The organism is Flavobacterium sp. NRK F7 (genome assembly GCF_024054195.1).
Lineage (GTDB): Bacteria > Bacteroidota > Bacteroidia > Flavobacteriales > Flavobacteriaceae > Flavobacterium.
Genome location: NZ_JAMXLB010000001.1, coordinates 1,114,522 through 1,139,977 on the forward strand (window position 1 = coordinate 1,114,522; position 25,456 = coordinate 1,139,977).

Annotated in this window: 22 protein-coding genes; 4 read left to right on the top strand and 18 right to left on the bottom strand. The window is 29.7% G+C overall.

Annotated elements, in window-relative coordinates:
• Positions 1 to 35: 35 nt before the first annotated feature.
• The 9 genes from NHF47_RS04740 to NHF47_RS04780 form a co-directional block, all read right to left on the bottom strand.
• Entirely contained in the window at positions 36 to 695 is a 660-nt protein-coding gene (locus NHF47_RS04740) for a methyltransferase (RefSeq protein ID WP_252763857.1), read from the bottom strand.
• A gap of 1 nt (position 696) precedes the next feature.
• Positions 697 to 2,217, bottom strand: a complete 1,521-nt coding sequence (locus NHF47_RS04745) for a B12-binding domain-containing radical SAM protein (protein WP_252763858.1) — start codon at positions 2,215 to 2,217, stop codon at positions 697 to 699.
• On the bottom strand, positions 2,217 to 3,665 hold the full coding sequence (locus NHF47_RS04750; protein WP_252763859.1) for an aryl-sulfate sulfotransferase: 1,449 nt from the start codon (positions 3,663 to 3,665) through the stop codon (positions 2,217 to 2,219). Before NHF47_RS04750 ends, NHF47_RS04745 begins: the two co-directional genes overlap by 1 nt.
• A 73-nt stretch (positions 3,666 to 3,738) precedes the next feature.
• Positions 3,739 to 4,569, bottom strand: a complete 831-nt coding sequence (locus tag NHF47_RS04755) for a bifunctional 2-polyprenyl-6-hydroxyphenol methylase/3-demethylubiquinol 3-O-methyltransferase UbiG (protein WP_252763860.1) — start codon at positions 4,567 to 4,569, stop codon at positions 3,739 to 3,741.
• Entirely contained in the window at positions 4,550 to 5,356 is an 807-nt protein-coding gene (locus NHF47_RS04760; protein ID WP_252763861.1) for a hypothetical protein, read from the bottom strand. The genes NHF47_RS04755 and NHF47_RS04760 overlap by 20 nt, the downstream gene beginning before the upstream one ends.
• Before the next feature lie 319 nt (positions 5,357 to 5,675).
• The gene (locus tag NHF47_RS04765; RefSeq protein ID WP_252763862.1) at positions 5,676 to 6,734 is read right to left on the bottom strand and encodes a glycosyltransferase; all 1,059 of its coding nucleotides are present in this window, start codon (positions 6,732 to 6,734) and stop codon (positions 5,676 to 5,678) included.
• A gap of 22 nt (positions 6,735 to 6,756) precedes the next feature.
• On the bottom strand, positions 6,757 to 7,683 hold the full coding sequence (locus tag NHF47_RS04770; RefSeq protein WP_252763863.1) for a GNAT family N-acetyltransferase: 927 nt from the start codon (positions 7,681 to 7,683) through the stop codon (positions 6,757 to 6,759).
• Between the two features lie 5 nt (positions 7,684 to 7,688).
• On the bottom strand, positions 7,689 to 8,678 hold the full coding sequence (locus NHF47_RS04775; protein ID WP_252763864.1) for a polysaccharide deacetylase family protein: 990 nt from the start codon (positions 8,676 to 8,678) through the stop codon (positions 7,689 to 7,691).
• Positions 8,671 to 10,095, bottom strand: a complete 1,425-nt coding sequence (locus NHF47_RS04780; protein ID WP_252763865.1) for a glycosyltransferase family 39 protein — start codon at positions 10,093 to 10,095, stop codon at positions 8,671 to 8,673. The genes NHF47_RS04775 and NHF47_RS04780 overlap by 8 nt, the downstream gene beginning before the upstream one ends.
• A gap of 35 nt (positions 10,096 to 10,130) precedes the next feature.
• On the opposite strand from NHF47_RS04780, the gene NHF47_RS04785 reads away from it, so the two are divergent.
• Positions 10,131 to 11,546, top strand: coding sequence for a B12-binding domain-containing radical SAM protein (locus NHF47_RS04785; protein ID WP_252763866.1), 1,416 nt, complete (start codon positions 10,131 to 10,133; stop codon positions 11,544 to 11,546).
• Here the strand turns inward: NHF47_RS04785 and NHF47_RS04790 are convergent.
• The 8 genes from NHF47_RS04790 to polA all read right to left on the bottom strand — a co-directional run bounded on the left by NHF47_RS04790 (position 11,543) and on the right by polA (position 21,381).
• A complete protein-coding gene (locus tag NHF47_RS04790; RefSeq protein ID WP_252763867.1) occupies positions 11,543 to 12,292 on the bottom strand; it encodes a class I SAM-dependent methyltransferase in 750 nt (249 codons plus the stop codon). The genes NHF47_RS04785 and NHF47_RS04790 overlap by 4 nt on opposite strands.
• Before the next feature lie 2 nt (positions 12,293 to 12,294).
• Positions 12,295 to 13,665 (bottom strand): B12-binding domain-containing radical SAM protein, encoded by a 1,371-nt coding sequence (locus tag NHF47_RS04795; RefSeq protein WP_252763868.1) that lies wholly within the window; start codon positions 13,663 to 13,665, stop codon positions 12,295 to 12,297.
• Positions 13,662 to 14,438, bottom strand: coding sequence for a bifunctional 2-polyprenyl-6-hydroxyphenol methylase/3-demethylubiquinol 3-O-methyltransferase UbiG (locus tag NHF47_RS04800; protein WP_252763869.1), 777 nt, complete (start codon positions 14,436 to 14,438; stop codon positions 13,662 to 13,664). Before NHF47_RS04800 ends, NHF47_RS04795 begins: the two co-directional genes overlap by 4 nt.
• Positions 14,428 to 15,882, bottom strand: coding sequence for a radical SAM protein (locus NHF47_RS04805; RefSeq protein WP_252763870.1), 1,455 nt, complete (start codon positions 15,880 to 15,882; stop codon positions 14,428 to 14,430). Before NHF47_RS04805 ends, NHF47_RS04800 begins: the two co-directional genes overlap by 11 nt.
• On the bottom strand, positions 15,875 to 16,783 hold the full coding sequence (locus NHF47_RS04810) for a nucleotidyltransferase domain-containing protein (RefSeq protein ID WP_252763871.1): 909 nt from the start codon (positions 16,781 to 16,783) through the stop codon (positions 15,875 to 15,877). The genes NHF47_RS04805 and NHF47_RS04810 overlap by 8 nt, the downstream gene beginning before the upstream one ends.
• 91 nt (positions 16,784 to 16,874) lie before the next feature.
• The gene (locus tag NHF47_RS04815; RefSeq protein ID WP_252763872.1) at positions 16,875 to 17,996 is read right to left on the bottom strand and encodes a hypothetical protein; all 1,122 of its coding nucleotides are present in this window, start codon (positions 17,994 to 17,996) and stop codon (positions 16,875 to 16,877) included.
• A 90-nt stretch (positions 17,997 to 18,086) separates the two neighbouring features.
• The gene (locus NHF47_RS04820) at positions 18,087 to 18,476 is read right to left on the bottom strand and encodes a hypothetical protein (protein WP_252763873.1); all 390 of its coding nucleotides are present in this window, start codon (positions 18,474 to 18,476) and stop codon (positions 18,087 to 18,089) included.
• 64 nt (positions 18,477 to 18,540) lie between these two features.
• A complete protein-coding gene (polA, locus tag NHF47_RS04825; protein ID WP_252763874.1) occupies positions 18,541 to 21,381 on the bottom strand; it encodes a DNA polymerase I in 2,841 nt (946 codons plus the stop codon).
• Between the two features lie 179 nt (positions 21,382 to 21,560).
• On the opposite strand from polA, the gene NHF47_RS04830 reads away from it, so the two are divergent.
• The 3 genes from NHF47_RS04830 (at position 21,561) to NHF47_RS04840 (ending at position 24,739) form a co-directional block, all read left to right on the top strand.
• A complete protein-coding gene (locus NHF47_RS04830) occupies positions 21,561 to 23,024 on the top strand; it encodes a hypothetical protein (RefSeq protein ID WP_252763875.1) in 1,464 nt (487 codons plus the stop codon).
• 133 nt (positions 23,025 to 23,157) lie between these two features.
• Positions 23,158 to 24,378 carry a metallophosphoesterase gene (locus tag NHF47_RS04835; protein ID WP_252763876.1) on the top strand — a complete coding sequence of 407 codons (1,221 nt, stop codon included), beginning with the start codon at positions 23,158 to 23,160 and terminating at the stop codon, positions 24,376 to 24,378.
• A 64-nt stretch (positions 24,379 to 24,442) separates the two neighbouring features.
• Positions 24,443 to 24,739, top strand: a complete 297-nt coding sequence (locus tag NHF47_RS04840) for a co-chaperone YbbN (protein ID WP_140999224.1) — start codon at positions 24,443 to 24,445, stop codon at positions 24,737 to 24,739.
• On the opposite strand, the gene NHF47_RS04845 is transcribed toward NHF47_RS04840, so the two are convergent.
• Positions 24,736 to 25,392: a polysaccharide deacetylase family protein gene (locus tag NHF47_RS04845; RefSeq protein ID WP_252763877.1), complete on the bottom strand. Its 657-nt coding sequence runs from the start codon at positions 25,390 to 25,392 to the stop codon at positions 24,736 to 24,738. The genes NHF47_RS04840 and NHF47_RS04845 overlap by 4 nt on opposite strands.
• Between the last annotated feature and the right edge of the window lie 64 nt (positions 25,393 to 25,456).

Consider the following 25,456-nt stretch of genomic DNA (forward strand, 5'->3'; position numbering starts at 1 on the left):
TTTAATAGCGATATTTTTTACACTCAAATATATTCTTAATTTATCGAAAAAATATAACTTTTTTCATTAAAAACCGTTTTACTAATAATGAGTTCAAAAGTTAGTCTGTTTTTTGTTGCAATATTTTTTATCCTTTCAATAGCACAGTCTTCTGACAAAATCATAAACGTATTTTGGAAATTAACTTCATGTTTTAATTGATAAAATAGTTTTTCAAAGTATTCAAAATTGGCTCCACAGAACCAAGCTTTTTCTGAAGTGTTTTTAGGATTTTTAGGATAGTAAGGCGGATTTATAATGATATAATCAAATGATTTTTCTTCTATAGAATCAAATAAATCAGATCTTACACTGGTTACTGAGAGATAGTTCTTTCCAGCATTTTTATTCAAAAAATCGATTGCAATTGGATTAATATCTGATGCAGTAACTAAAGCTCCTTTTTTTGCTGCGAACAGAGCAATAATACCACTTCCACAGCCTAATTCTAAAAAGGTCTTGCTTTTTAAATCTAGCGTTTGAATAAAATCTAATAGTATTTTAGTACTAAATGTTAAATGGGGTGGGAAAACTTTTGGATGAACTTGAATACAAATAGAGTTGTAACAATACTTTCTAGGTTTAGAATAATACAATTTTAAACCAATTTTAAGAAAAGGATGCACTATTTTTTTAAAGAAACCTCTCATATTCATTCTATTCCGAATAAAAACCTTCAATTTCTGGTTGGCGATATTTCCATAGTTTATGCAATGCTTTTATTTCATATGGGTACTGATACATTCCTGTTTTATAGCGAATCCCAGAAACCAATTTTAGTAGTAGTTTTTTATAACCTTTAATTCTAAAATCGGAAGTTGTGGGATAATAGCCATTTAATACAATTTCAAAGTTCTTTATAGTATCAATCATATAAGGTTTTAGCCAAGGAGTTAAAGGGTTTTTTCTTAAATCAAAATTTTCCCAACTTGGTGAAATCCAGTCTTCTAATTGTTCTGGAAACGAAAATCCAGCATCTAAAATTTGTTGGTATAATTCAGAACCTTCAGTAGGAACTGGACTGAACAAATAAATGATTATTTCTGCATTAGGGTTAATTTCTTTAATCTCTTTAATAAAATTAATATCCCATAAAATTTGTTCATACACTTCTTTCTCAGTTTTGGCTGGCATACCTAATACAAAAGAAAGTTCCGGAATAATATCGGCATGTTTCATACGAAGTACAAAATCTTTAATCATTTGTCCCGTTTGTGTGCCACCTTTATTCATTTGTTTTAATACCTTGTCATTACCTGTTTCCGCTCCTAAAAAAATCATTTTACAACCGGCTTTTCGCATCAGCTTTAGGTCATCATCACTATACATATTGATGGTATCAATTCTACCTTCTCCCCAATAACTAATGTTATCATTTAAAACTAATTCGGAAAACTCTAAGACTCTTTTTTTTGAAGTGAAGAAATTATTGTCATGAAATTCAATGGCATCAATATCATATTTTTCTTTAAAATATTGTATGTCTTCATAAATTCTTTGAGCAGACATTCCTTTCCATTTGGCATTATATATAGGTACAACGGCACAAAAAGAACAGGAAAAAGGGCATCCCATACTAGAATGATACGATAATGTTTTGTTTCCCATGAACGTTTTTGCCAAATAATTTTTAACAGGATAAAAGCTGTTTAAGTGTGCGTAAGGTAATTTTGGTAACGTATCTTGGTCTAATAATGCTTCAACAGCAGTCTTTATGATTTCACCTTTCTCATCTTTAAAAATTAAGTTTTTAATGAGGATTAAATTTTCCTTTTGATTGGTTTCTAGTGCCTGAATTAATTCAGGGAAAGTATTATCACCAGGGCCATTAATTACATAATCTACGTATCCAGAATGTAAACATACTTTATACTGGTTGGACGCAAAATAGCCTCCCCAAACCGTAATAATGTGAGGAAATTGTTGTTTGATTTTTTTTGTAAAAGGAATTGCCTGACGTAATTGCGGACCAGGCATAACGGTAGAACCAAAATATTTAAATTCACCCGTTTTTAAGTAATCTTCAATGGTTTGCCATGGGTCTTTCTCTAAATTTCCATCTACAAATACATACTCATATTTACCATGAATTGATGCGCCTACTTGTAGAATAGAATTCGGAATTCTATGTTTGCCATTGGCACTCCTAGGATTGAATATGATGATTTTGTTATTCATTAGAAATTGATGTTGTATTTTAAGGCTCTATAAGAATAGGTAAATCGGTTTGGGTTATTGGTAAAACTGATGTCCAATTGAATATTTCCGTTAAAGTCAATTTCTGTAATATCCGATTTATTGGCATTGATTTGTGAATAAACGTTTCCTCCCCAACCAATGAAATAATTGTTATTTAGCTTTTGTACGGATCCCATAATATCAGAATAACGACCATTTTCATGATATTCGTATACTAAGTTAGCGGTTAAATTTGTTTCATCTAAATTAAATTCAGCTATTCTACTTTCTTGAGGAGTTTTAGTTACACCATTGTCAAAGAGAAGTAAATTTCCATTATTTAAAATGGTAGCATGATGAGGATGTGAAATAATTTGATTACCAGATAAATTAAAATCATCATTATTGCCACCAAAACGCCAAATGATAGTTCCAGTTGTTCGATCTATTTTATAAATTTGATTGGTATGTCTAGCAGAAAGAATAAAATTCTGATCATTTGGGTCAATGCTTAAAGAATTAAAATGAAAATAATCGACTCTTTCACTAGTCGCATATTGCTCGTAATAGATAGTGTCTGTAGCGCCAAGTAATTCAGGATGTTCTGCGGAATTCCATTCAAAAACAACTTGATTGTTTACAATTTCTTGAAAAACTAATTCAACTAGTTTAACCGAGTTACTTCCTCCATAGGAAGTCATATCTACATTTTCTCTAACATATACTCCAGGTACAATGTAATGATTGTCATTTAAGTATATGAAATCATGATTTTCAACATTATAAATGTATGAACTATTCGTTTGAATTAAATCAATTTGATTTATTTCTTCAAAATTTTCATTCAATATAACTACTTTATTAAGTTCAGTAACACTATACGAATAGCGTCTTCCTGAAGGTGTTTCAAATGATTTGAAATTGATTACTCCTTTATAAGGAATACGTTTGTAATATACTGGAAAACCATCATTGTTTAAGATAGCCACGTAAGAATAGTCTAATGTAGAAGATAGAGAAAAATCAAAAAGATTTATAAGAATATATCCATCAGAAGGGTTGTTTTTAGTAATTAAATTTGTTTTCGGAAGATCCGTTGGTAGATAATGAATGGTGTAGGTTTTATTTGTTGGTAATCCTGTTTTAATTGTAATATCATTACCTGGACTGAGTTTCAAAGTGGTGATTTTATTAGTAACCCTTTGATTGTTTATAAAAAATGTTTTAGAGGAATTATAGTTTTCAAGAGTTATTTCTATATTTTTTAAAGTATTTAAAGAAGTAATGTAATAATCCGTTACCTCGGTATTAAATGCTGGATATATTTCACCTGTAGAAATTGTAATAGAGGTGATTTCATTATTAATTATTCCATCATCTTCTGAACAAGAAGATACCATAAAAAGCAGTACTAATAAAAGGCAAAAATTGGAAAAAAAGTTATTCATACAAGTTTTTTATATAATAAAATCAAACTATTACAAGCAAATATACTTACTGTAATAAATAAATACTAATTATTTAAATAGATTGTTTTTTATAAATGCTATAATAAGAGTTAAAGCTTTTTCGATTGAGAATACGTTTAATTAGAAACTTAAATGGTCCATACTTATAATTTTTAAAAGCATTCTTTTTTAGAAACTTTAAATCTTCGGTTTCTAAATACCCTTTAGTTTGATAAATAAGAAGAGGTATTGAATACAGTTTGAAAAAATCTTCTTGTATTTTTTTAAAAGCTAAATTTATTTTTTCTGGAAAAGTATAAACCGCCAAACCAGTGATAATAATAATTCCATCTTTTTTTAGAAGCCTTTTAGCATGATTTAGTATCTCTTCTTTATTTTCAAGATAAGCCCAGTTTCTATTAAAAATAATTACATCAAAAGTTGCTTCTATTCTCCAAATATCTGTTGGTAAAAGTTGTATGGCTATAAAATTGTTCTTGTAATATTTCCTTGCTTTTAGGCCATCAAATTCATCAATAAAGAGGTCAGTAGTAACTAATTGATGTCCTTTTTGGGACAAGTAATTGCTTAACCACCCATTCCATCCACCATAATCTAGAATATGTAAGTTTTTTCTGTCTTTAATTTTGTTTTCGATTATTTTTAAATCCTTTCTTTTTGATTTCCAAGAATTATCATGTATTGAAAAGGGTAAATTTTCATATAAAGCGGTATCCTTTATTCTTTCCCCTCTTTGTTCTCTGAAATCTGTAAAGCAATTTAAAAAACGATCAAGTTGCTCTTTTTTTTCATTTGGAATAAAATCATAAACGCCCTCCAGCTGATACTGTTTTAAATCATTTAAATCTTGAGCTTCCTTAAAATCAGGATGACGAACTTTCATATTTTTTTATTATGATTAAATAAATCCACTGTGTGATGCAAACACTAATAAAAATACCTACAACCCCTAGTTTTTTTAATAATACAAAACCAAGTATAAAGTTAATTAATGTAGCAAAAAGATTAGAATATAGTACTTTTTTTTCAAGATGTTTTTTATACAAGCTATAAATAGGTATAATATAGTAAAATGAAGGTAAGGTGGAAAAGAAACAAATTATATAAACGGGCCATTCTAAACCTAACTTGACATATTTTTCTAAGAATAACCAAATGCAAAAAGACCCTAAAAGTGCCATAGGAATAGCAATTTTTCCAGCTATTTTCATTAGTTTATCAAATACCTGTTTATTGGATCGATATAATGATTTATTGATAGGTGCGGTAATCAAAAATGCCATAGATTGAAGCATTAAAAACGCTGTCGTAATCGTTTGATAACTAGAAATAATTTCCTTAGATAAAAATAAGTTCACCAAATATAAATCTATTTTAGAGTTTATCATTCCGCTAAACCCTAAAATGAAAAAGAATAAGCTAAACAATAATTGTTGAGATGAAATTTGAAAGCTTAATTTTTCTTTCCAAATTTTAAATAAAATTATACTGGATACTACTTTAACTAAAATACTTAAGCTATATATTCCTAAAATAAATTCTAAATCGAATTTTTCTTGATAATTTAAGGCGATAAAAAAAATCAAAAAGCCAAGAATTTCTATGAAAAGTTGCTGCGCAAATTTCTGTTGATAGATAATCAAACTTTCAAAAGAATTATAGGTGTGCATCAGAAATATAATTAGAATAGCACTTAATGAAATTTTTATTGGGAAAAAGAAAAAAAGAATACTGGTCGTAAAAATTAAAAGACTCCTTGTGAAAAAATTAGAAAAAAAATGAAAATAGACTTTTGATGGTTGATGACTATAGATTCGTATTAAATATTCTTTATTACCCCAGTTAAGTATGAAAACAAAAAGTGAAATCCATATTTGAATACTGATATATTCTCCCCAATTTTGTTTTCCAAAATGTTGTATACCAAAAATTATAATTATAAAATTTAATAAGGGAATAGTAAAACCACGTATGATATTAGTACAAATTTTAATTAATCTCTCCATGGTATAAAGTTAGATAGTCAATTAAAACAGACTCTAGATTAAATAAAAGCTTGCGTTGTTTTGTATTACTTTTTTGGTCTAACAATAAAAGACAATTCATTATTAAATTTTCTTTAGAATCACCTATTTTCCATTCTGGAATAGCAGTGCTAAAACCTACATCAAAAGAAACTAGTTTCATTCCAGAATAGAGTGCTTCTAAAAAAACAAATCCAAATGATTCATAGCTGCTAGTGTGTAATAAGATATTGGAAATACTCATTTTTTCCAAAACCTTTTTTCTTGAAAGTTTGCCTTTTAATTGAATGGTATTTTTTAAATTATAAGTTTCAATTAATTGATTGATTTTTGCATATTCGGTTCCATTGCCTATGATTTCAACTTTAATGTTAGGTTTTATTTCAACTAAATTTTTAATGATTTCAACAAATAAGGTATAATTTTTAATCGAAGTTAAAGAACCTACTCCCAAAATATCAATTTTATTTTCTTTTAAGTTAGGGAAATTGTTCTCGTCTAAAACCCAAGGAATAATTTGAGAATTTATAGTATGATTTGTAAATAAAGCAGTTTGATGATGATGTGATAAGGTAACAAGCGTAGCGTTCGATTTTTTTAAATGATATGCATATTTGTTTTTTTTATAAACATCTTGTCCCATAGCAGTTACAATATGTTTTATATTGTATTTTTTTGAAAATAGTTCTCCAATAAAAGAGCATTCTCCTATCCAAAAACTATGTAGTGCCGTTATAGGTTGCTGAAAATGCATTTTTTTAAGTAAAGAATACGCTTTTTTCCAAATTATAATTTTTTTAAACTTACTGTTCTCTCCATTTAGAGGGACAACAAGGATTCCATTCCAATAGTATTTTTGTTTTGTAAATGGATATTGGAAAGTGATTATGGTTATTTTCAAATATGGTGCAAAAGTAACTAAGGCTTTCAAATAAACTTGTAAGGCAGGAATTGCTGTAGAATCCTCTTCACATTCAGGGAAGCCGGGTGTTAAAAAAACAAGATGTGTATTGCTGTTTTGCATTATTTTTCTCTACTTATGTTTTTTAATAAGTATCTAAATTAGAATAACTAAAGGTGAAATTTTTAATTTCTATTTCAGAATCAAAGTTTAAATAACCTATTAACCATGATTCTTTTGACGAATTAAAATTATTTAATTGTAAAGCCATTTTTGATAAGGAATCTACCTGAAAAAGAATTTCATTTATGCCTAGAAAAAAAGCTTTTGTTTTTAATTTTTGTATGGTTTTTTTTAAGGCAAATTCAGAAGGTGCATAAAAAATCCCAACATGTATAATGGCTTCAATTTTAAACCAAATTAAGCAACCCTCATCTTCCATAAAATAATGGGGTTGTATTTTGTTTTTATATGATATAAATTTATCATTAAAGACTTGTTGAAACTGTTTTGTTTCATTTGTGTTTATTTTTTCAAGACTTCCAATAGGAGGTTTTTGTTTAAAAAAGTAGGAATAAATAAAATTAAAATGCAATTTGTTCACCATTTTTGCAAAAGGGATGGTGGGAATTTTTATATGATAGCGCTGCATAGGTAGATGCTCTTTCCAATCTAATTTTTTTGTACTATGATAGGTGTTCTCACTATGAAAAGCATATACAAATTTTATATTCTCTTGTTTCATTATCTCGTAAGAAAACTTTGCTAATTGAAAGTGTAATCCTTGACCTTGATATTCTTTTAATGTAAACGAATCACAGGCATGAGCCACAAAAATAGTTTTCTCTTTATTAGCAAACTGTTGCGGTAAGGCTCCATAAAAAGCTACGGGTAAATTTTCGAAATATGCAATACTACATATGTTTTGTATTCCAAGATATGATGTGTCATATTTATTCTTTAGATAGTTTATGGAAACTTTTTTATTGAATACCTTAAAGAAAAGAGTTTTTACAGCGAAAAAATCTTTTTCTTCTAAACGTTTTATTAAATAGTTTTTTGGTATACTCATTATAATTAGAAATAGGAACCTTTTAATAAAAAAGCAATTTGATTTTCTAATGAAATATAAGGATTTATTACGAATCGACTTTGAGTGTAGGGATTATTTTTTCCATAAGTTGTTGTATAATCAACTAAAAGAATTTTTTCAAACCCTATTGAAGTACAATATGCCAATAATTCATCACTGTAATAACCAAAAGGGAATGCAAATGTTTTAATATTTGTTTTACAAATTTCTTCAAGGATGAATTTACTTATTACAATTTCTTTTTTTGCTTCATCCAAAGGGATTGTACATAAATTAGCGTGGGTATGACTGTGAGATCCAAAGCTAAAAAGTGCATTTTTATGGATGGATTGGATTTGCTCCAATGACATTAGTTGCCAATAATCATTTAAATCTTTTTGTTGTATATCCTTCCAGTCTTCTTCAAAAACAGTATAAATTTCTTTTATTTTATCAAATGAATGACTTTTTAAAACTGTTTTTAAAGTCATTCCATTTGACAAAAAATCATTTTTGCTTTTGGTATACGTTATTCCATCAAAAATAATTTTTGTTTTTGAGGTAAAATAAGAAACTAGATCAATAAAATCAGCCCAAAGATAGTCATTGTTCTGATGAATTGTAGTTATAAAAAAATGAGCAGGAATTTCATACTTTTCTAAAATGGGGATTGCATATTTATAGTTATTTGCATAACCATCATCAAATGTAATAGCAATATTTAAAGTGTTTTTTTTAAATTTTTTGTTATAAAAATCGTCTAAAGAGATAACATTAAAATGAGTCGTTAGATATTGTATTATTTTTTCAAAATAAGAAACGGATATAAATTTACTATTAAATATATTTTTTTCATTTTGATTAATGCCGTGAAATACTAAAATTCGCTCACCATATCTATTCTTAAATAGGTGTTTTTGAAGCTTTAATTTGATAAAAACGGTATGTAGTGTCAGCCAAAAAAGATAGTTGATCTTTATCCAATACTTACTCATTCTTCAATGGTTTTATTTTATATAGCATCCAGCCATCAGGAAATTCTTTTAAACAAATTAAATTGTATTCATTATTTAATTTATTCCAATTAAGTAAAGGATTTTGACCTTCCCATTGTTTTTGAAATTTTGTTGGATGGAAAAGTACCAATGCATCTTTTTCAAAAGTAGCATATTCAATAACCCATAAATTTTTATAATCAAAATCTAATCCTCTTCCTTGTAATGCAACATCGATATCAAAACTATATAAAGTATTTTTTTTATAATTGTGCAATTCTTTAGCGATTGTTTTTTCTAAAATATTTCGGTTCAAAATAGGTTTCAAACTCAAATAACTCAAGCATACTTGAAGGAATAATAAAGTTAAAATCAAAAATTTTTCCATTTTATAAGTTTCCATTTTATCTACTAAATAAAGATAACTAGGATATAAAACAATTATTCCTAATGGATAAGAAAGTAATAAAAAACGATTGTTTTGATATGGAATTCCTGCTAAAAACAAACTATAGGTTAGCAACGAAAAAAGTACTATTTTTATTTCTGTTGTTATTATTTTGGTCTTGAAATAAAGTAATACTAAAACAATTCCAAAAAATAGAAATCTTGGATGAAATAAAGAGGAAAAGGCATAAATTATATTAGGAAAATTATAATTATTTACTCCTTCACTAGTCGTAAAAGATAGTTTAAAAAAATTAATAACTGACCATAATGTTAAGGCGTTGTGGTTCAAAAAGCCTATTGCGTTCTTTTGAATAAAAACGTGTGGCAATAAAAGAACTACACCAACTAGTACTAGTACAGGTAGGTGAAGAAAGTGTTTTTTTGTTTTAAAAAAGGAATAACAAATAGTTACAGCTAAAGGAGATAAAACTACAAATGCTACATAACGAGTCATTACGGCACAAATACTAAACACTACTACTAAATATAGATGTTTGATGGTTTCTTTTTTGTAATAACTAAATCCATGGTAAAAGCTAAGCACTATTAATGCAGTACAAAACATATCTGACATATTGGTAATGCCAAGACGGAATACCAATGGAGAAAATACAAAGGTTGCTAAAACATACAAAGAAATATAATTTGTTCTAGGATATAAGAGTAGAATGGTTTTTGAAATAAAATAACCACTTATCACTAAAGCGGCTATGCTAATCAATTGAAGCGCTATTGGAGGGGCAAATAGTAAGCTTACAATAGAACCTGTAATAGGGTAATAAAGAGGCCAAAAAAAGCTGCCTGGTGGTTTTCCTGATATTAAATACGTATGTAATGCTTTAGTGTATCTCAGGTATTCATACGAATCTTGGCCATATAATCCATCAAAGTCAAGAATAAAATGAATCACAATAAATAAAACTAAAATGAAACTTATTGTAATTAGGGTGGATTTATAGCTAAACATTACTTATTTTTGGATAAATAAAGATACAATTATTTTTGAAAAAAACAGTTTTATTATATAACCCGAAAGCAGTCTTTTTTGACATGCCATTGGCTTTGTTAGCCATTGGTTCTGTTTTAGATTCTGAAAAATATGAAGTCATCATTATTGATGGGCGAATAGAGGAAAGACCTATTGAAAAAATTAAAGAGTATCTTGTAAACGCAGTTTGTTTTGGAGTAACAGTTTTAACAGGAAGTCCTATTAAAGATGCGTTGTATGTTACTGGGGAAGTTAAAAAGATGCATTCAAAGCTACCCGTAATTTGGGGTGGATGGCATACATCCCTTTTTTCAGAACAAACTCTTAGAGATGAGAAAAATATAGATATAACGGTACAAGGACAAGGAGAACAAACTTTTAAAGAATTAGTTGAAATCATTAGCAACAATCAATCCTTATCGTCAGTTAAAGGAATTTGTTATCGTAATGAGATCAATCAAATTGTTAGAAATCCTCCAAGGACAATTGTTCCAATGGATACTTTTGCGGATGTAAATTATGACTTAATAGATGTAGAAAAATATTTTCAAAAAAAAGGTAAACGTCAACTCGATTACATTTCTTCAACAGGTTGCCATTTTAGATGTACTTTTTGTGCTGATCCTTTTGTTTATGAAAGAAAATGGACCGCAATTTCAGCTGAATTCATGGTGGATAAATTGGAACAACTACAAAAAAAATATAGCTTTACTGATGTAAATTTACAAGATGAAACTTACTTTACCTTTAGAAATAGAGTAGTAGAAATTGCTCAGCGAATTATTGATAAAAACTTAAAATTTTCTTGGGCTGCAACTATGCGAGCCGATCAAGGAGCGAGATTGAGTGATACAGATTTTGAAACATGTGTTGCTTCAGGATTAAGAAGATTATTAATTGGAGTAGAGTCGGGCTCACAAGAGATGATGGATTGGTTAAAGAAAGATATCAAAATGGAGCAGGTGTATCTCTGCGCTGAAAGATGTAAGAAACACAATATTGCTGTTATTTTTCCATTTATTGTTGGTTTTCCAGAAGAAAGTGCCCAAAGTGTTACAGCAACAATAAATATGGTTAATGAATTAAATCAAATGCATCCTAGTTTTTCAACACCCATATTTTATTTTAAACCTTACCCAGGTTCTACAATTACAGATGAAGTAGTTAAAAAAGGATATACATTACCTCAAACGATTCAAGAATGGTCAGACTTTGATTATATTGGTTCTTCAGGTCCTTGGGTTAGTAAAGAGAAATATGATTTTTTCGAAAATTTTAAGTTTTATTTGAAGTTAGCCTATACCAATCAAAAGCTGGTTTTCAAACCAATTCAATATATAGCAAGATTTAGATGTGGGGCTAATTTTTTTAAATTTTCTATAGAAAAGAAACTTTTTGAAATGTTCTTTAAGAAGGAAAAGTTATCCTAATCATTCTTGAAAATAGCAATCCAAAGAAAAGGAGAGTCGTTTCTGTTAAAAATGAGATTGTAAATTGATTTTTTAGGTTTGTACAAGATTTTATAAGTACTGATTTTTGGATATGTGTGATGAAAATAGTGATTTGCCATTTCTGGAAAGCCTAAATTAGTATAGTAATCTCGAGTTCTTTTTTTTGCATCTTGAATTTCTTCTTTTTCGTAAAAGGGACTATCTATGATATGAATTTCTCCATTTGGTTTTAAAAAAGATTGTAAGGTAGATATTACAATATCAAAATCGGAAAAATATTGAATTACACCATTCAGTACGATTATGTCAAATTTTTCTAAAAAGGAATGAGGTATTTTGAAAATATCACCATAAACAAATTGTAGGTTTTTCTTTTTAAAAACTCGTGTTGCTTGTTCTAATTCTAAAGAATTAACATCAAGTCCTATAACAAAGTGATTAGGAGAAACAGAAGCTAATTGGTTGGAAAACCATCCATTCCCACAGCCTAAATCTAGTATGTTTAAGTTGTTGTTTTTTGTGGTGAGATACGAAATAAATCGAGAACAAGATTTGGTTCTAGTAGGCCATTCTTTTGTTTTTAGAAAAGGTAATTGAGCAACTTCATTATCGGTTAAAATTCTATTTTCTTTTGCACGAACAGCAATATATGCAGTTTCTTTTTCAATCTTTTTTTCTGAAAGATAACAAACGTTTTTTTGGATATATAAGTATTCTAAATGCATTTTTATCGGTTTAATAGCATCAATCCATTCGCTAAAACAGCTTTTACCTTGTGTTTTAAAGCTTGTATTACATTAGTATTTTTCTTTTTATAAAATTCAACTTCATTCACGACTTTAGAAACCGCATAATTATAATATTTTCTAGAATAGGTACGCTCAAAATCAATATCTCTGTCGGTTGAGGTTTCCCAATCAGGAGCTTTTGTTATTTTATTTTCTATTTCATTATAAAGTGAAGTTCCTTTTATTGGATAAGCAATGGTGATAGTGTAATGCGTTGGGTTGGCATCTTTTAAATAATGTATGGTTTCGGTGATGTCCTTTTCTGTTTCTCCAGGATAACCCAGCATAATAAAGGTGCCTGTTTCAATGCCTAAAGCATTGGTTTTTTGAATCGCTTCTTTAACCACATTTACATCTACGCGACGATCCATCAAGTCAATTATTTTTTGAGAACCACTTTCTGCACCAATCCAAATTCGAAAGCAGCCTACTTCTTTTAATACCTTTAATATTTCATCATTTAATCGTTCGGCTCTTGTAATACATTCAAATGGAATTATAGCGTCTTGTTGTACTACTTCTTCTTTAAAAGCAAGCAACCATTTATGGCTAACTGTAAAAACATCATCCACAAACCAAATGGCATCAGGATTAAACTTGTTTTTTAGCTGTTTCATTTCAGCAGCCACTTGATGGGCAGGTCTTCTTCTATAGCTTTGACCATAAACTGCTGTACTGCACCATTTACATGTATAAGGACATCCTCTCTGCGTGGAAATTGTCATGGAACTTTGACCGTGATTTTGTTTCCAAGTATCCAAATAGATTTGCATGTCTATTGCTTCTCTATTGGGTAAGGGTAATTCGTCTAACTCTTTAAACTTTTTTCGACTTGGGGTTTGGACCAGATTGCCTTCTTCTAGAAATGCGATTCCATCAATTGTTGTGTACACGATATTTTGAAGTATAGCATTGCATAACTCATAAGTTGTTTCTTCTCCTTCACCAATCACCAAAAAATCGGCGCCTGATTTTAAATAATTTTCAATATTGTAGGAAACATCCGGACCACCAAGGATTATTTTGGGAAAACCAAATGGTTCCGTTTTTAAAATCTTAATAAGTTTAATGACTTCTACTTTAGTCATCAAGTTGGTATAAATACAAATGATTTTAGGTTGCTGTCCCAAGAGATACTGTAATTGTTCTTCTTGTGAAGTGAACGTAGTATCAAAAACTAAATTGTCTAAATTTTTACTTTTTAAATAAGCAGATACATACAATAAGCCTAACGGAGGATAAGGTTTCATTATCTTCAGTTCTTTTGGGTCGTCAGATAAATAATAGGCATGTGTGAATAAAATACTCATTTTTTCTGTAAAATTATAGCGTAATGATCGGCATACTTAGAAAGAAACGAAAAATTTCGAATTCGCAATTCCAATTTTTTTAAAAGCTTTAAAAAGCCTTTTTTATTAGTAAAAAAAGGTTCTAAATAAGAAGGAGGAATAAAAAAACCAATAGGTTTATATTCTATACACTCCAGTTTTTCTTCTGTTAAATGTACTATTTCTTTTGGATTATAATAGTAGGTAGGTATTTTTTCTCCATCGACATTTGCTAAAACAAGCTTTTTTTTTCTTCTGAAAGCTTTGTTCCATTTGCCTTTGGTTAAAAAATAAAATTGTTCCCAAATCGTGTTTTTAGGCATTAGTACCAAAACCATTTTACCTTTTTCTTTTAAAAAATGAGGTGCTGTTTTAAAAAACAAAGATAATTCTTCTGGTGACAAACAGTTTAAACCTCCAAAATTAGAAAACAATAAATCGTATTTTTCTTCTTTTTGAAAGGAAGAAAGACGGGTGATGTCTAAGGTTGAAAAAGTAAGATTTTGATGTTGATTTTTTGCTTTACCAATGGCAATCATCTTTTCTGAAATATCGGTAGCCATTACATCGAAATTTTGTGAAGCCAACCAAAGGGCATCTTCACCTGTACCACAATTGATTTCAAAAATAGTTTTAACAGTTAGTAAATGCTGTGATAAAATGTTGTAGACAGTTTCTCGTTGTGATTTACCAATAACAGTTTGTGTAAACGATTGGTCATAAGTAGCAGCAGCACTATCAAAACTAGCTTTCATTTTCTAATGTTTTGAGTTTAATTTTATCCCAATAAGCACTCGGAATGTAATACATCAGTTTTAGAATGGCTTTCAATTTATTGCTGCTAATTTGAGAATTGAACAGATGTTTTAAATAATAAAATCCCTGACTTTTTCGATATTCTTTATGAACAAACCGTTGTAATTTTCGATAATAGTTAGAGGAATATGTACCATGGAACATCAAATCTAAATCATCTGAATCTTTCCAATTGGCTTTTAATTGTAAGTCGTCTTTAACTTTATCATAAAATTTAGTTCCAGGTAAAGGATAGGATACCGAAATACCTATATTATCGGGTAAAAGTTCCTTTACCATTTGTATGGTTTTTTGAATGTCTTCTTGAGTTTCTGTTAAATACCCAAACTGTAAAAAGAAGGCTACTTTTATATTTTTTTGCTTTAGTAAATGGGTGGCTTCATAAATTTCTGACACTTGGGTACCTTTATCCATAGCATCCAAAATTTTTTGAGAGGCACTTTCTGCACCTACCCAAACTTCCTCTAGTCCTGAGGCAGCTAATGCATTAATAGTATCTTCTTTTAATAATAAATCCACTCTGCTTTGAATGAAATAGCTTATTTGGAGATTTCTATTTTGTAATTCTATATTAAATTCTTGAACCCAATTTGTTTTTAAACCAAAAATATCATCACACATCCAAAATCGTTTTACTCCAAAATTTTCTTTTAAATACGCAATTTCTTTAACAATATATTCTGGAGAATGTGCATTATAGCGATTGCCGTAAATTGGCTTAGCACACCAGTTACATTTGTAAGGACAACCTCTAGTAGTTGCAATGTTTAAAGTAAATTCTTGACCGCTTTGTTTCCAAATGTTACGATAGGAATCTATATTTATTAAATCCCATGCTGGGAAAGGTAATTCGTCAAGGTTTTGAAGCACTGCACGAGCTGGGTTTACTTGTGTTTTCTTGTCTTTTTTATAAGCAATTCCTTTGATGTGTTCTACTGAGTTTCCTTTTTCTAAAGTTGCAATCAATTCTTCTAAGGTTATTTCTCCTTCCCCTTGAATAATATAATCAGCACCTTTTTCTAAATATTCTTCATAATGATCTGTAGCATCAGAACTGCAAACGATTACACAACAATGATTTCTTTTACCAATCTGAATCATCTCAAAACAAGCTTCTCTCATATTGGTCAGGCACATTTTGGTCAAATAATTAAAACCGTCATCATAAATTACCAAATAATTAAATGCCTCTTTTTTAATAAGAGTTTCCACTTCTTTTGGAGAATCTAATAAATTGGTGTCAAATAAACGTACTTGATACCCTTTATTTCTCATCAAAGCTGCCGCATAGATTGTTCCTAAAGGAGGAAAAGGCATTTTGTTTTTCCATTGTTTAGGATCTAATTTGTAATAATAGGAATGAGAGAAAAGGATATTAGACATGTTCTTTAGGGATATCTATTTGAAAGTTTTCTTTAATAAAATCATATTTTTTATTGAGTGTATCAATCACTCTTTTCTGAAAATTGGAGGGGTGATGTTTCGATACTTTTTTAGAAGATTTGAAAGCTAATTCAAAATCTTCGGGAAGCATTTTATGTTTGAATTTCTTTTTCCAAAAAAAGAGAGTCGTTTTAAAAGCAGTTTTTTCTAAAATGTTGCCAAGAGAACTAGAAAAAGTTTTTTCAGATAATCGTGTAAAACTATTTTTATTTAGTGGTAAAACGGTTTCAATATTGGTTTTTTTATTGGGGATGAAATCTTTATACCATTCATTTTTTTTAAAAAATTCTTTAAAAATAGTATCTCCATATAAAGGAATCAGAGTTGCGATTTCTGTAGCAGTAAAAATATTTTTTTCTTCTATTTCTAAATATTCAGAGGTTATAAAATAATTCATGCAGAAATATTTTCTGGAATTCAAAAGAAAAATTTTTTTAAATAAAATTAAAAAAGTTCTACAAGTCCAAAGATGATTGGGTTTTGTAATAATGAAATAATCCACATCACTATTTTTATCAAAATAGCCTTTGGATAAGGAGCCTGAAATGGCTATCCCTTCTATAAATGGAAAACAACGCGATATAAATTGGGCTCTTTTTTTAGCTTTAATTAATGCAATTGCAGCATTTTGATTTCCTTTTTTTCTTTTTTCGATGCAGTCACTTGAAAGATGAGTATGGTAAAAATCTTCTGTTTTTTCAATAATTCCCTTTGAAAGAGCAGTCTTTAATTCTTCGTGTACGATACGTAATTCCCTATGAGGAGAATATTGGTAAATTTCCTCCTCTTTTAATGGGTGGTTAAATATTGAAAAATACAATATTGGCTTTAAAATTTTCAAGTTTTTTTGTTTATAGATGTTTGTTTTGTTTTTCAAATTTATTAAATCAACAGTTGTAAAGATAAGGAAACTGAAATATTAACATAAGATATTAATTTGTTTTAAAATCATATGGAAATTCTACATTTTTATATTCGTGTAGCTTGGTAAATGGAATTAAAAAACTAGTTTCACAACTTCTAATAACCCGAGCAAATGTTGGTGTAAATTCTATACCTTGTTCTGTAAAGTTCCATTGTGGGAACGTCCAAATGCTTAAGTCTTTATAATCGCAATAATCCTCTTGATAGGTAGGAGTTTCAAATTTTTCATTTTGATTGATTAATTCAAATACTTTTGGTCCAAAGTAATTCGTCCTGTAATCTGAAAACTGCATAAAATTTTCATGATTATAAGACGTAACGGATTTGTCAAAGGCTAAAATATCATCAATTTCATACTTTTTTCCAGAATGTAAGTCGATTACATTTCCTTCACCACCAAAATCAGGATGTGCACCGCCACAATAATAAGAAAGGAAAATATGATATCCTAAAAGATTATTGTCTAAATATGTGATGGTTATGTTGTATTCAATACCTCCACCTGTATTGTAGCTAAATGGAGAAGAACAACTTAATTGGTTTAAAGTCATTTCAATGTGTTTCTTTTCCAGAATAGAATTTATCATGTTTCTTGTTTCTTCTGGAAAAGTATTTCCTAATCTAAAAAAGGGTGTAGCACAATGCTTTTCAGTAAACCAAATAATTTCTTGGTTCTTATAACTGGCAATAGAATCTTGAGAAAAATGAATATAATTTGTTTTAACAGCATCTAAATTACGATCTGTTTCTTCATCAAATTCAAATTTAGGGTATTTTGAAAACTCAATTTTTTTTAAGGTAACTGTTATATTTTTGCCTGCTTTATTTTTCCATTGCCCTATAAAGTCTGAATTTACTTTAGTTAATTCAAATTTTTCTTCAAAGTCAGTCTCTTCATAATCATTACCAAAATATAGGTTGTAAGATTGTTCCTTAAATTTTCCATTTAAACGAATATCTTTTAATGATTTTTCATAAAAATAATTTCCCTCAAGGTAGTTGTTATCGTATTCTGATATTTCCATGAAAATAACAGATTTCCCTAATTTTCCCTCTAAATAATAAGTGTTTTGAGAGAAATTTAGAATTGGAACTAGTAAAAAGAATAGTATTTTAAAAGTCATTTTCATGTGTAAGTTTATATGCTATTTGTGTGTAATACTATCCAAATGTAAGAAGAGAAATCATTTTAATTTCTCTTGTTAAATAAAACGATTTTATTAATTAATTATTGTACAAATTCCGTTAATACAACCCACCTGCTCAGGTGGATTAACTATCGCACAATCAGAAAAAATTTCGAATTCACTATTGTAGGAGTTTTCTAGTTGATTGTAAGTATTTACCATTTCAGTTAAATAAGCTTCATCTACAGCATTAGAATAAATTAAATATTCCCAAGGACCGCCACATGGTTTTGAACCAAAAGCAATGAAATTGCAACCTGTAGTTTCGTCACAGGGAAATGAAGCAATATAATCTAAAATGACCTGTTTGTTATTACGTAATTCATTACTGTAATCATTTCTACTTTTTTCTACTATAGGTTTTTCACATTGAAAACTTTGAAGTAGTAGACATATCACAAATACATTTAAAATCTTTTTCATAGCTATTTTTTTTATTAAGATGGGTTCCCTTCAATTAGGTTGCGTAAATAGCTTAAAAATCGTATTAATGTGCTTCTAGCCAGTCTCTTCCCAAACCTAAATCAACAGTAAGTGGAACTGATAATGTAAAAGCATTTTCCATTTCTTGTTTGATCATGGGTTGGATTTTTTCTAGCTCACTGTTGTGTACATCAAATACCAATTCGTCATGCACTTGTAATAACATTTTTGATTGCCAATTTTCTTTTTTTAAACGGTTATGAATATTAATCATAGCTAATTTGATAATATCTGCAGCACTTCCTTGAATGGGAGCATTAACTGCATTTCGTTCTGCACCACCTCTTACCACAGCATTAGCCGAATTAATGTCTTTTAAGTAACGTCTTCTACCTAAAACAGTTTCTACATATCCTTTTTCTCTTGCCGTATCGATTTGATCATGTATGTAAGCCTTTAATTTAGGATATGTTTTGTAATAGGCATCTATTAATTCAGCACTTTCGCTACGTGTTAAATCGGTTTGATTACTTAATCCAAAAGCGGAAACGCCATATATAATACCAAAGTTTACGGTTTTAGCATTGCTACGTTGTTCTTTGGTTACCTCTTCTAAAGGTACATTGAATACTTTAGAGGCTGTGGAACGGTGAATGTCTTCTCCTTTTTGAAAAGCTTCTATCATGGTTGTTTCGCCAGATAAAGCAGCAATAATTCGTAATTCAATTTGTGAATAATCGGCTGCTAATAAGGTGTGATTTTCATCTCTTGCAATAAATGCTTTTCTAATTTGTCTTCCACGTTCTGTACGAATAGGAATGTTTTGTAAATTTGGATTGTTAGAACTTAAACGACCTGTAGCAGCAACCGTTTGCATGTAATCGGTATGTACACGATGCGTTTTAGGATCTACTTGGTTTGGAAGCGCATCAACATAAGTGCTTTTTAATTTAACAAGTTGTCTCCATTCTAAAATATGACGCACAATTTCGTGGTCTTTGGCTAAGTAACTTAGAATTTCTTCCCCAGTTGCATATTGACCAGTTTTGGTTTTCTTTTGCTTGGTACCGCCAATTTTTAGCTTATCAAACAAAATATCCCCTAACTGCTTTGGAGAAGCTAAATTAAAGGTTTCACCAGCTAGCTCATATATTTTTTGTTCGAAAGTGTCTATTTCAATTTGCATGTCTTTCGACATTTTTTGTAAGAAATCAACATCTAAATTTATTCCTTCACTTTCCATAGCTGCAAGTACTTCAAGTAACGGAATTTCTATTTCGTCAAATAATTTTTTGGTTCCTACTCTTTCTAATATAGGTTGGAAGTGTTCTTTTAATTGAAAAGTAATATCTGCATCTTCAACAGCATATTCTTTAACCTCTTCAATAGCAACTTCTCGCATCGATTTTTGATTTTTCCCTTTCTTGCCAATTAATGTTTCAATTGACTTTGGAGCATATTTTAAATACGTTTCTGATAATACATCCATATTATGTCGCATATCAGGATTGATTAAATAGTGTGCAATCATGGTATCAAAAAACTTTCCTTTTACAGTAATGCCATAATTTGCTAAAATTTTTAAATCGTATTTTAAATTTTGGCCAATTTTTTCAATTTGCTCGTTCTCAAAGAAAGGAAGTAGTTTTTCAGCTAAAGCTTTTGCTTCTTCTTGATTCTCAGGAAACGGAACATAGAAACCTTTTCCTTTTTCCCATGAAAATGCGATACCTACTAATTCTGCATGCAAAGCATCTAAACCTGTAGTTTCTGTATCAAAACAAACGGAAGTTTGCTTTTGTAAATTTTGTAATAGTAATTTTAGAGCTAAATCCCCTTGAACAATTTGATAGAAATGCTCGGTATTTTCTAATGTATTGTAGTATGAATTTGTAGTGCTTTCTTCAGAAGGATCGTCTGAAAAGCCAAATAAATCCATTTGATTTTCTGCTGTTTTTTTAACGGGACTTTTCTTTGCTCCACTCTGGTTTAAAGGTGTGTCTTCCTCATTTGAATTTCCATTAGCACCAAAAAGTTTGTCAAATTGTGCTTTCATTTGACGGAACTCTAACTCTTGAAAAATAGCATCTGTTTTTTCAACATCAGGATGCGAAAGTTCAAAATCCTTTTCATTAAATTCCACTGGGCAATCTAAAAGTATAGTGGCTAATTTTTTAGACAGCAATCCTTTTTCTTTATTAGCTTCAATATTTTCTTTCATTTTTCCCTTTAACTGATGCGTGTTGGCTAATAAATTTTCCATCGAACCATACTCTGCTAAAAATTTCTTAGCAGTTTTTTCGCCTACGCCAGGTAATCCAGGAATATTGTCTACAGCATCTCCCATCATTCCTAAAAAGTCAATAACCTGTTCAGGACGTTCTACTTCAAATTTTTCCTGTACTTCAGGAATACCCCAAATTTCAATTCCATTCCCCATTCTTGCAGGACGATACATGAAAATATTTTCAGAAACTAATTGCGCAAAATCTTTATCTGGAGTAACCATAAAAACTTGGTACCCTTCTTTTTCAGCTTGTTTGGCTAAGGTTCCAATTAAATCATCCGCTTCAAAACCTGCTTTTTCCATAATTGGTATATGCATGGCTTTTAGTAATTCTTGAATGTAAGGAACGGCAATTTTTATTGCTTCTGGAGTTTCATCTCGGTTTGCTTTGTATTCTTGAAACATTTCTAAACGAAAATCACTTCCTCCTTTGTCAAATGCTACGGCTAGATGGTCTGGTTTCTCTCTTTTTATAACATCCATTAAGGAATTCATAAATCCCATTATAGCAGAAGTGTCCATTCCTTTAGAATTAATTCTTGGATTTTTAATAAAAGCATAATAACCTCTAAAAATTAACGCATAAGCATCGAGTAGGAATAATCGTTTTTGTGACATGAAATTATTTTTTAATTCGAAATGTAAAAATACAATTCTTTAAAACATTTATTCCTTTTTTCATTGTAAAATATAATTAACATAAACTATAGAAAAAATGTAATTAAAGTTAAACTTTTGATAATCAATGCCTTTAATAAGTCTTTTGATTACTTTTAATCTAAAAATAATAGAAGATTATGAAAAAAAAATGGCCCCATTTTAAATTGTTTTTTTTGGTAACATGCATGAGTTTTTTAATGCAGTACTCTGTTGCTCAAGTAGGGATTAACACCACTTCTCCAGATGCTTCATCAGTACTTGAAGTAAATTCAAATTCCAAAGGATTTTTAACTCCAAGAATGACAACAGCACAAAAGAATGCAATTACCTCACCTGCTAATGGTTTGATGGTATTTGATACAGATACTAAAGAATATAGTTACTACGATGCTTCAGCTAGTACTTGGATAAACATTAAACAAGGAAGGTCTAAATTTAAGCGTATTAAATCAACGGATGTTTTGGCAACCGTTTTGGCTGCAGAGTTAGCTGCTGGAGGAGGAACTAAGTATTTGTTAGACTCACAAACGTTATATGAAATTAATGGTACTGTTTTAGTTAATTTGCCAATAGAATTAAATAATGCGTATTTAGTTGGTTTAGATGCTGGTGATGATAAATTAGTAAAAGCAACAGGAGATTTGTTTACAGGAAGTACAGGAGGTACAATCAAAGTGCTTACACTAGTAGCTTCGGCTGGTAATGTTTTTAATATAAATGGAGGAGGAACGCAGTCGATGATATTCAGGGACTGTGTTATTGCAAATTCAAGTAATGTAGGTGTTTTGCAAAGTTTTACTTTAGTTTTTGGAAGTGTGATTCAATTTGTAAGCAATTCTAACGGTTTAATTTATAGGAATATTGGAAAATTGCTATTGGATAACCAAGCTTGGTTTGGTAATAACCTAGGTACTTTTGAAAAATATGAGGGAACTTTTACCTCTATTCAAAAGCAAGGCGGTTTTATGGATGTAAATGGAACAGCTATTGGTATGGACATGTCTTCAAACCCAACGGTTTCATCAGATGGAACGTTATATGGCGTAAATTTTGCAGGAACTTTATCTACTGGTTTGTATGTGAAAGGGTATACGACAGGTTCTTATACCGGTTTTAATTTTAATAATACTTGGAATGTGAATTGTTCAGGAATCCCTTTTGAAGGAGATAGGGTTGCAGTGGGAGATATCAATTACGATTATCCTGTAGGTTCTGGAGTATCAACTACGGTTTCAGGGAGTCCTGCGAAATTAGCTGGTACGACTACATCAGATAATCTTTTTCGTTTTTCAAGGGGTGGAACAGACAATAGATTGCAATATTTAGGGAAAGCAAAGCGGTTTTTTAAAGTTAGTGGATCAGTTTCATTTCAATCTTCTACAAATGGTATTGTCTATATACTTTATATCGCAAAAAATGGAACAGTAATTAATAAATCTAAAGTATATGTAAAAGCGAATTCAACTTCAGATATTCTTGCAACTCCAATTAATGCGATTACAGAATTAAGTCCGAATGACTATTTAGAAGTTTATGCTGAAAAATATGGAGGAGGTAGCGGAAGTATCTTTATTGTATCGCTAAACTTACTCGTGTACTAAAAAAGACTTTTTTAAAGTTTAAAAATAGAAAGCATTATTCGAAAGGGTAGTGCTTTTTTTACGTTCGTTAAAGTTTTAATAATTCCTACTTGCTACTGCTTGATTATTCGTTACTTTGTCTAAAAAATAGAAAATGCTTCGTTGGTTAATACCGCTGTTATTAATTTCTTTATTAGAGTTTTATTCTTTTCAGGCTGTAAAAACAGTAATAAAGTCAAAATGGGTACTTGGAATTTATCTTTTACTTTCTTTAAGTGTTATCCTATATATAACCTATTTCTTTTTAACTCACGATAGAGGATCGGGTCAAAATAAGCAATCTTTGTTTACTGTTGGTTTGTTTTTGATTACTTTTTTGCCAAAAATTTTTATAACAGTCATTCTCTTAGGAGAAGACATTTACAGATTACTGGCGGGCTGTTTGAATTATTTTATTGGAAATAATAATAGCGATTATTTTTTCCCGCAAAGGCGAAAATTTGTTAGTCAAATTGCACTTAGTTTAGCTGCAATTCCTTTTGGGTCATTGTTATATGGGATGACAATAGGAAAATATAATTTTAAAGTTAGAAAAAAAACATTGTATTTTTCAGATTTACCAGAGTCATTTGATGGTACTACGATTACACAAATATCTGATATTCATAGTGGAAGCTTTGATGATAAAGAAAAAATTGAATATGCTATTGATTTGATTAATCAACAGCAATCGGACTTGGTTTTGTTTACGGGAGATATTGTAAACACCCATGCGAAAGAAATGGAACCTTGGATTGATACCTTTAAAAAAATTCATAATCCAAAATTGGGAAAATATTCTGTTTTAGGGAACCATGATTATGGAGAATATTTTGATTGGGATTCTAATGAAGCGAAACAACAAAATTTCGATGCTATCAAAGATCTGCATCGTCAAATTAATTTTGATTTATTGTTGAATAGAAATGTAACGATTACCAAAGGAAATGATAGCATAAAATTAATAGGTGTTGAAAATTGGGGAAGGCATTTTAAAAAAGCTGGAGATTTAAAAGTGGCTTCAAAAGATGTGAAAAAAGAAGATTTTAAAATTTTAATGAGTCACGATCCTAGTCATTGGGATGCTGAGGTTCAACATCATGAAGATCATTATCATCTAACACTTTCTGGCCATACCCATGGGTTTCAGTTTGGAATTGAAATTCCAGGTTGGATTAAATGGAGTCCTGTACAATATGTATACAAGCAATGGGCAGGTTTATATGAAAATACAGGAAAATATATTTATGTGAATAGGGGTTTTGGATTTCATGCCTATCCAGGTCGAGTAGGAATTATGCCTGAAATAACTGTAATAGAACTAAAAAAAGGTTAAAATGTGGCTTAATTCAGTAAAAATGCTACATTTGTATATTATTTTTGCTTAAAAATTTCGATTTATGTCAAAATTTGGTGAACTTATCGATGCACGTGTACCTGTATTGATAGATTTTTTTACAGAATGGAATGAACCTTCTGTTGCTATGAATGAAGTAATTCGTGATGTTGCTGCGGCTTTAGGAGATAAAGCTAGAGTAATAAAAATTGATGTGGATAAAAATCGAGAGCTTGCGGAAGCTTTACGAGTAAAAGGTTTGCCTACACTGATGATTTATAAAGAAGGTCAAATGGTTTGGAGACAAAGCGGTGAAATGGATGCAAATACTTTAATTGCTCTTGTTCAAGAGCAAGCCTAATCAAGCGTTTCAAACGTAAACCCTTTTTCTTTTAATTTTTGTATTGCTTTAGGTAAAGCGTACTCTACGTTTTTTCTAGCTTTTAAGCTGTCGTGAAAAACAATAATACTTCCAGTTGTAGTGTTTTTTAAAACATGGTCTAAACATTTTTCAGGACTAGTACTTTGATCAAAGTCATAGCTTAAAACATCCCACATTATTATTTTAAATCCTTTTTCTCTAAGTCTATTTGCTTGTTTGTTTTTTATTTTGCCATATGGGGGACGAAATAGAAAAGAAGTATCATATTCTTTTTTTAAAATTTTAAATTGATCTTTAATTGCTTCCTGGCAATAATCTGTATTTGTAATATATTCTTTTGAATTCGTTTTCCAACCATTAAGATGATTAAAAGTATGGTTGCCAATACTATGCCCTTCTTTTATTATACGAAGAAATATATCGGAGTGTTTTGATATGTTTTCCCCAATACAAAAAAACGTAGCTTTTATATTTTCCTTTTTTAATATATCCAATACCCATTCGGTAACTTCAGGAATAGGTCCGTCATCAAAAGTTAGAAAAATTTTTCGTGACGTATTTTTAATTTTCCAATGGTATTTAGGAAATACATATTCAAAAAAAAAGGGTGTTTTAATCCAAAATCGGTTCATTTTGTAAATGTAAAAATAAAAAAGTGAGACCTGTAAATAAGATCTCACTTTTTTATTTAGGATG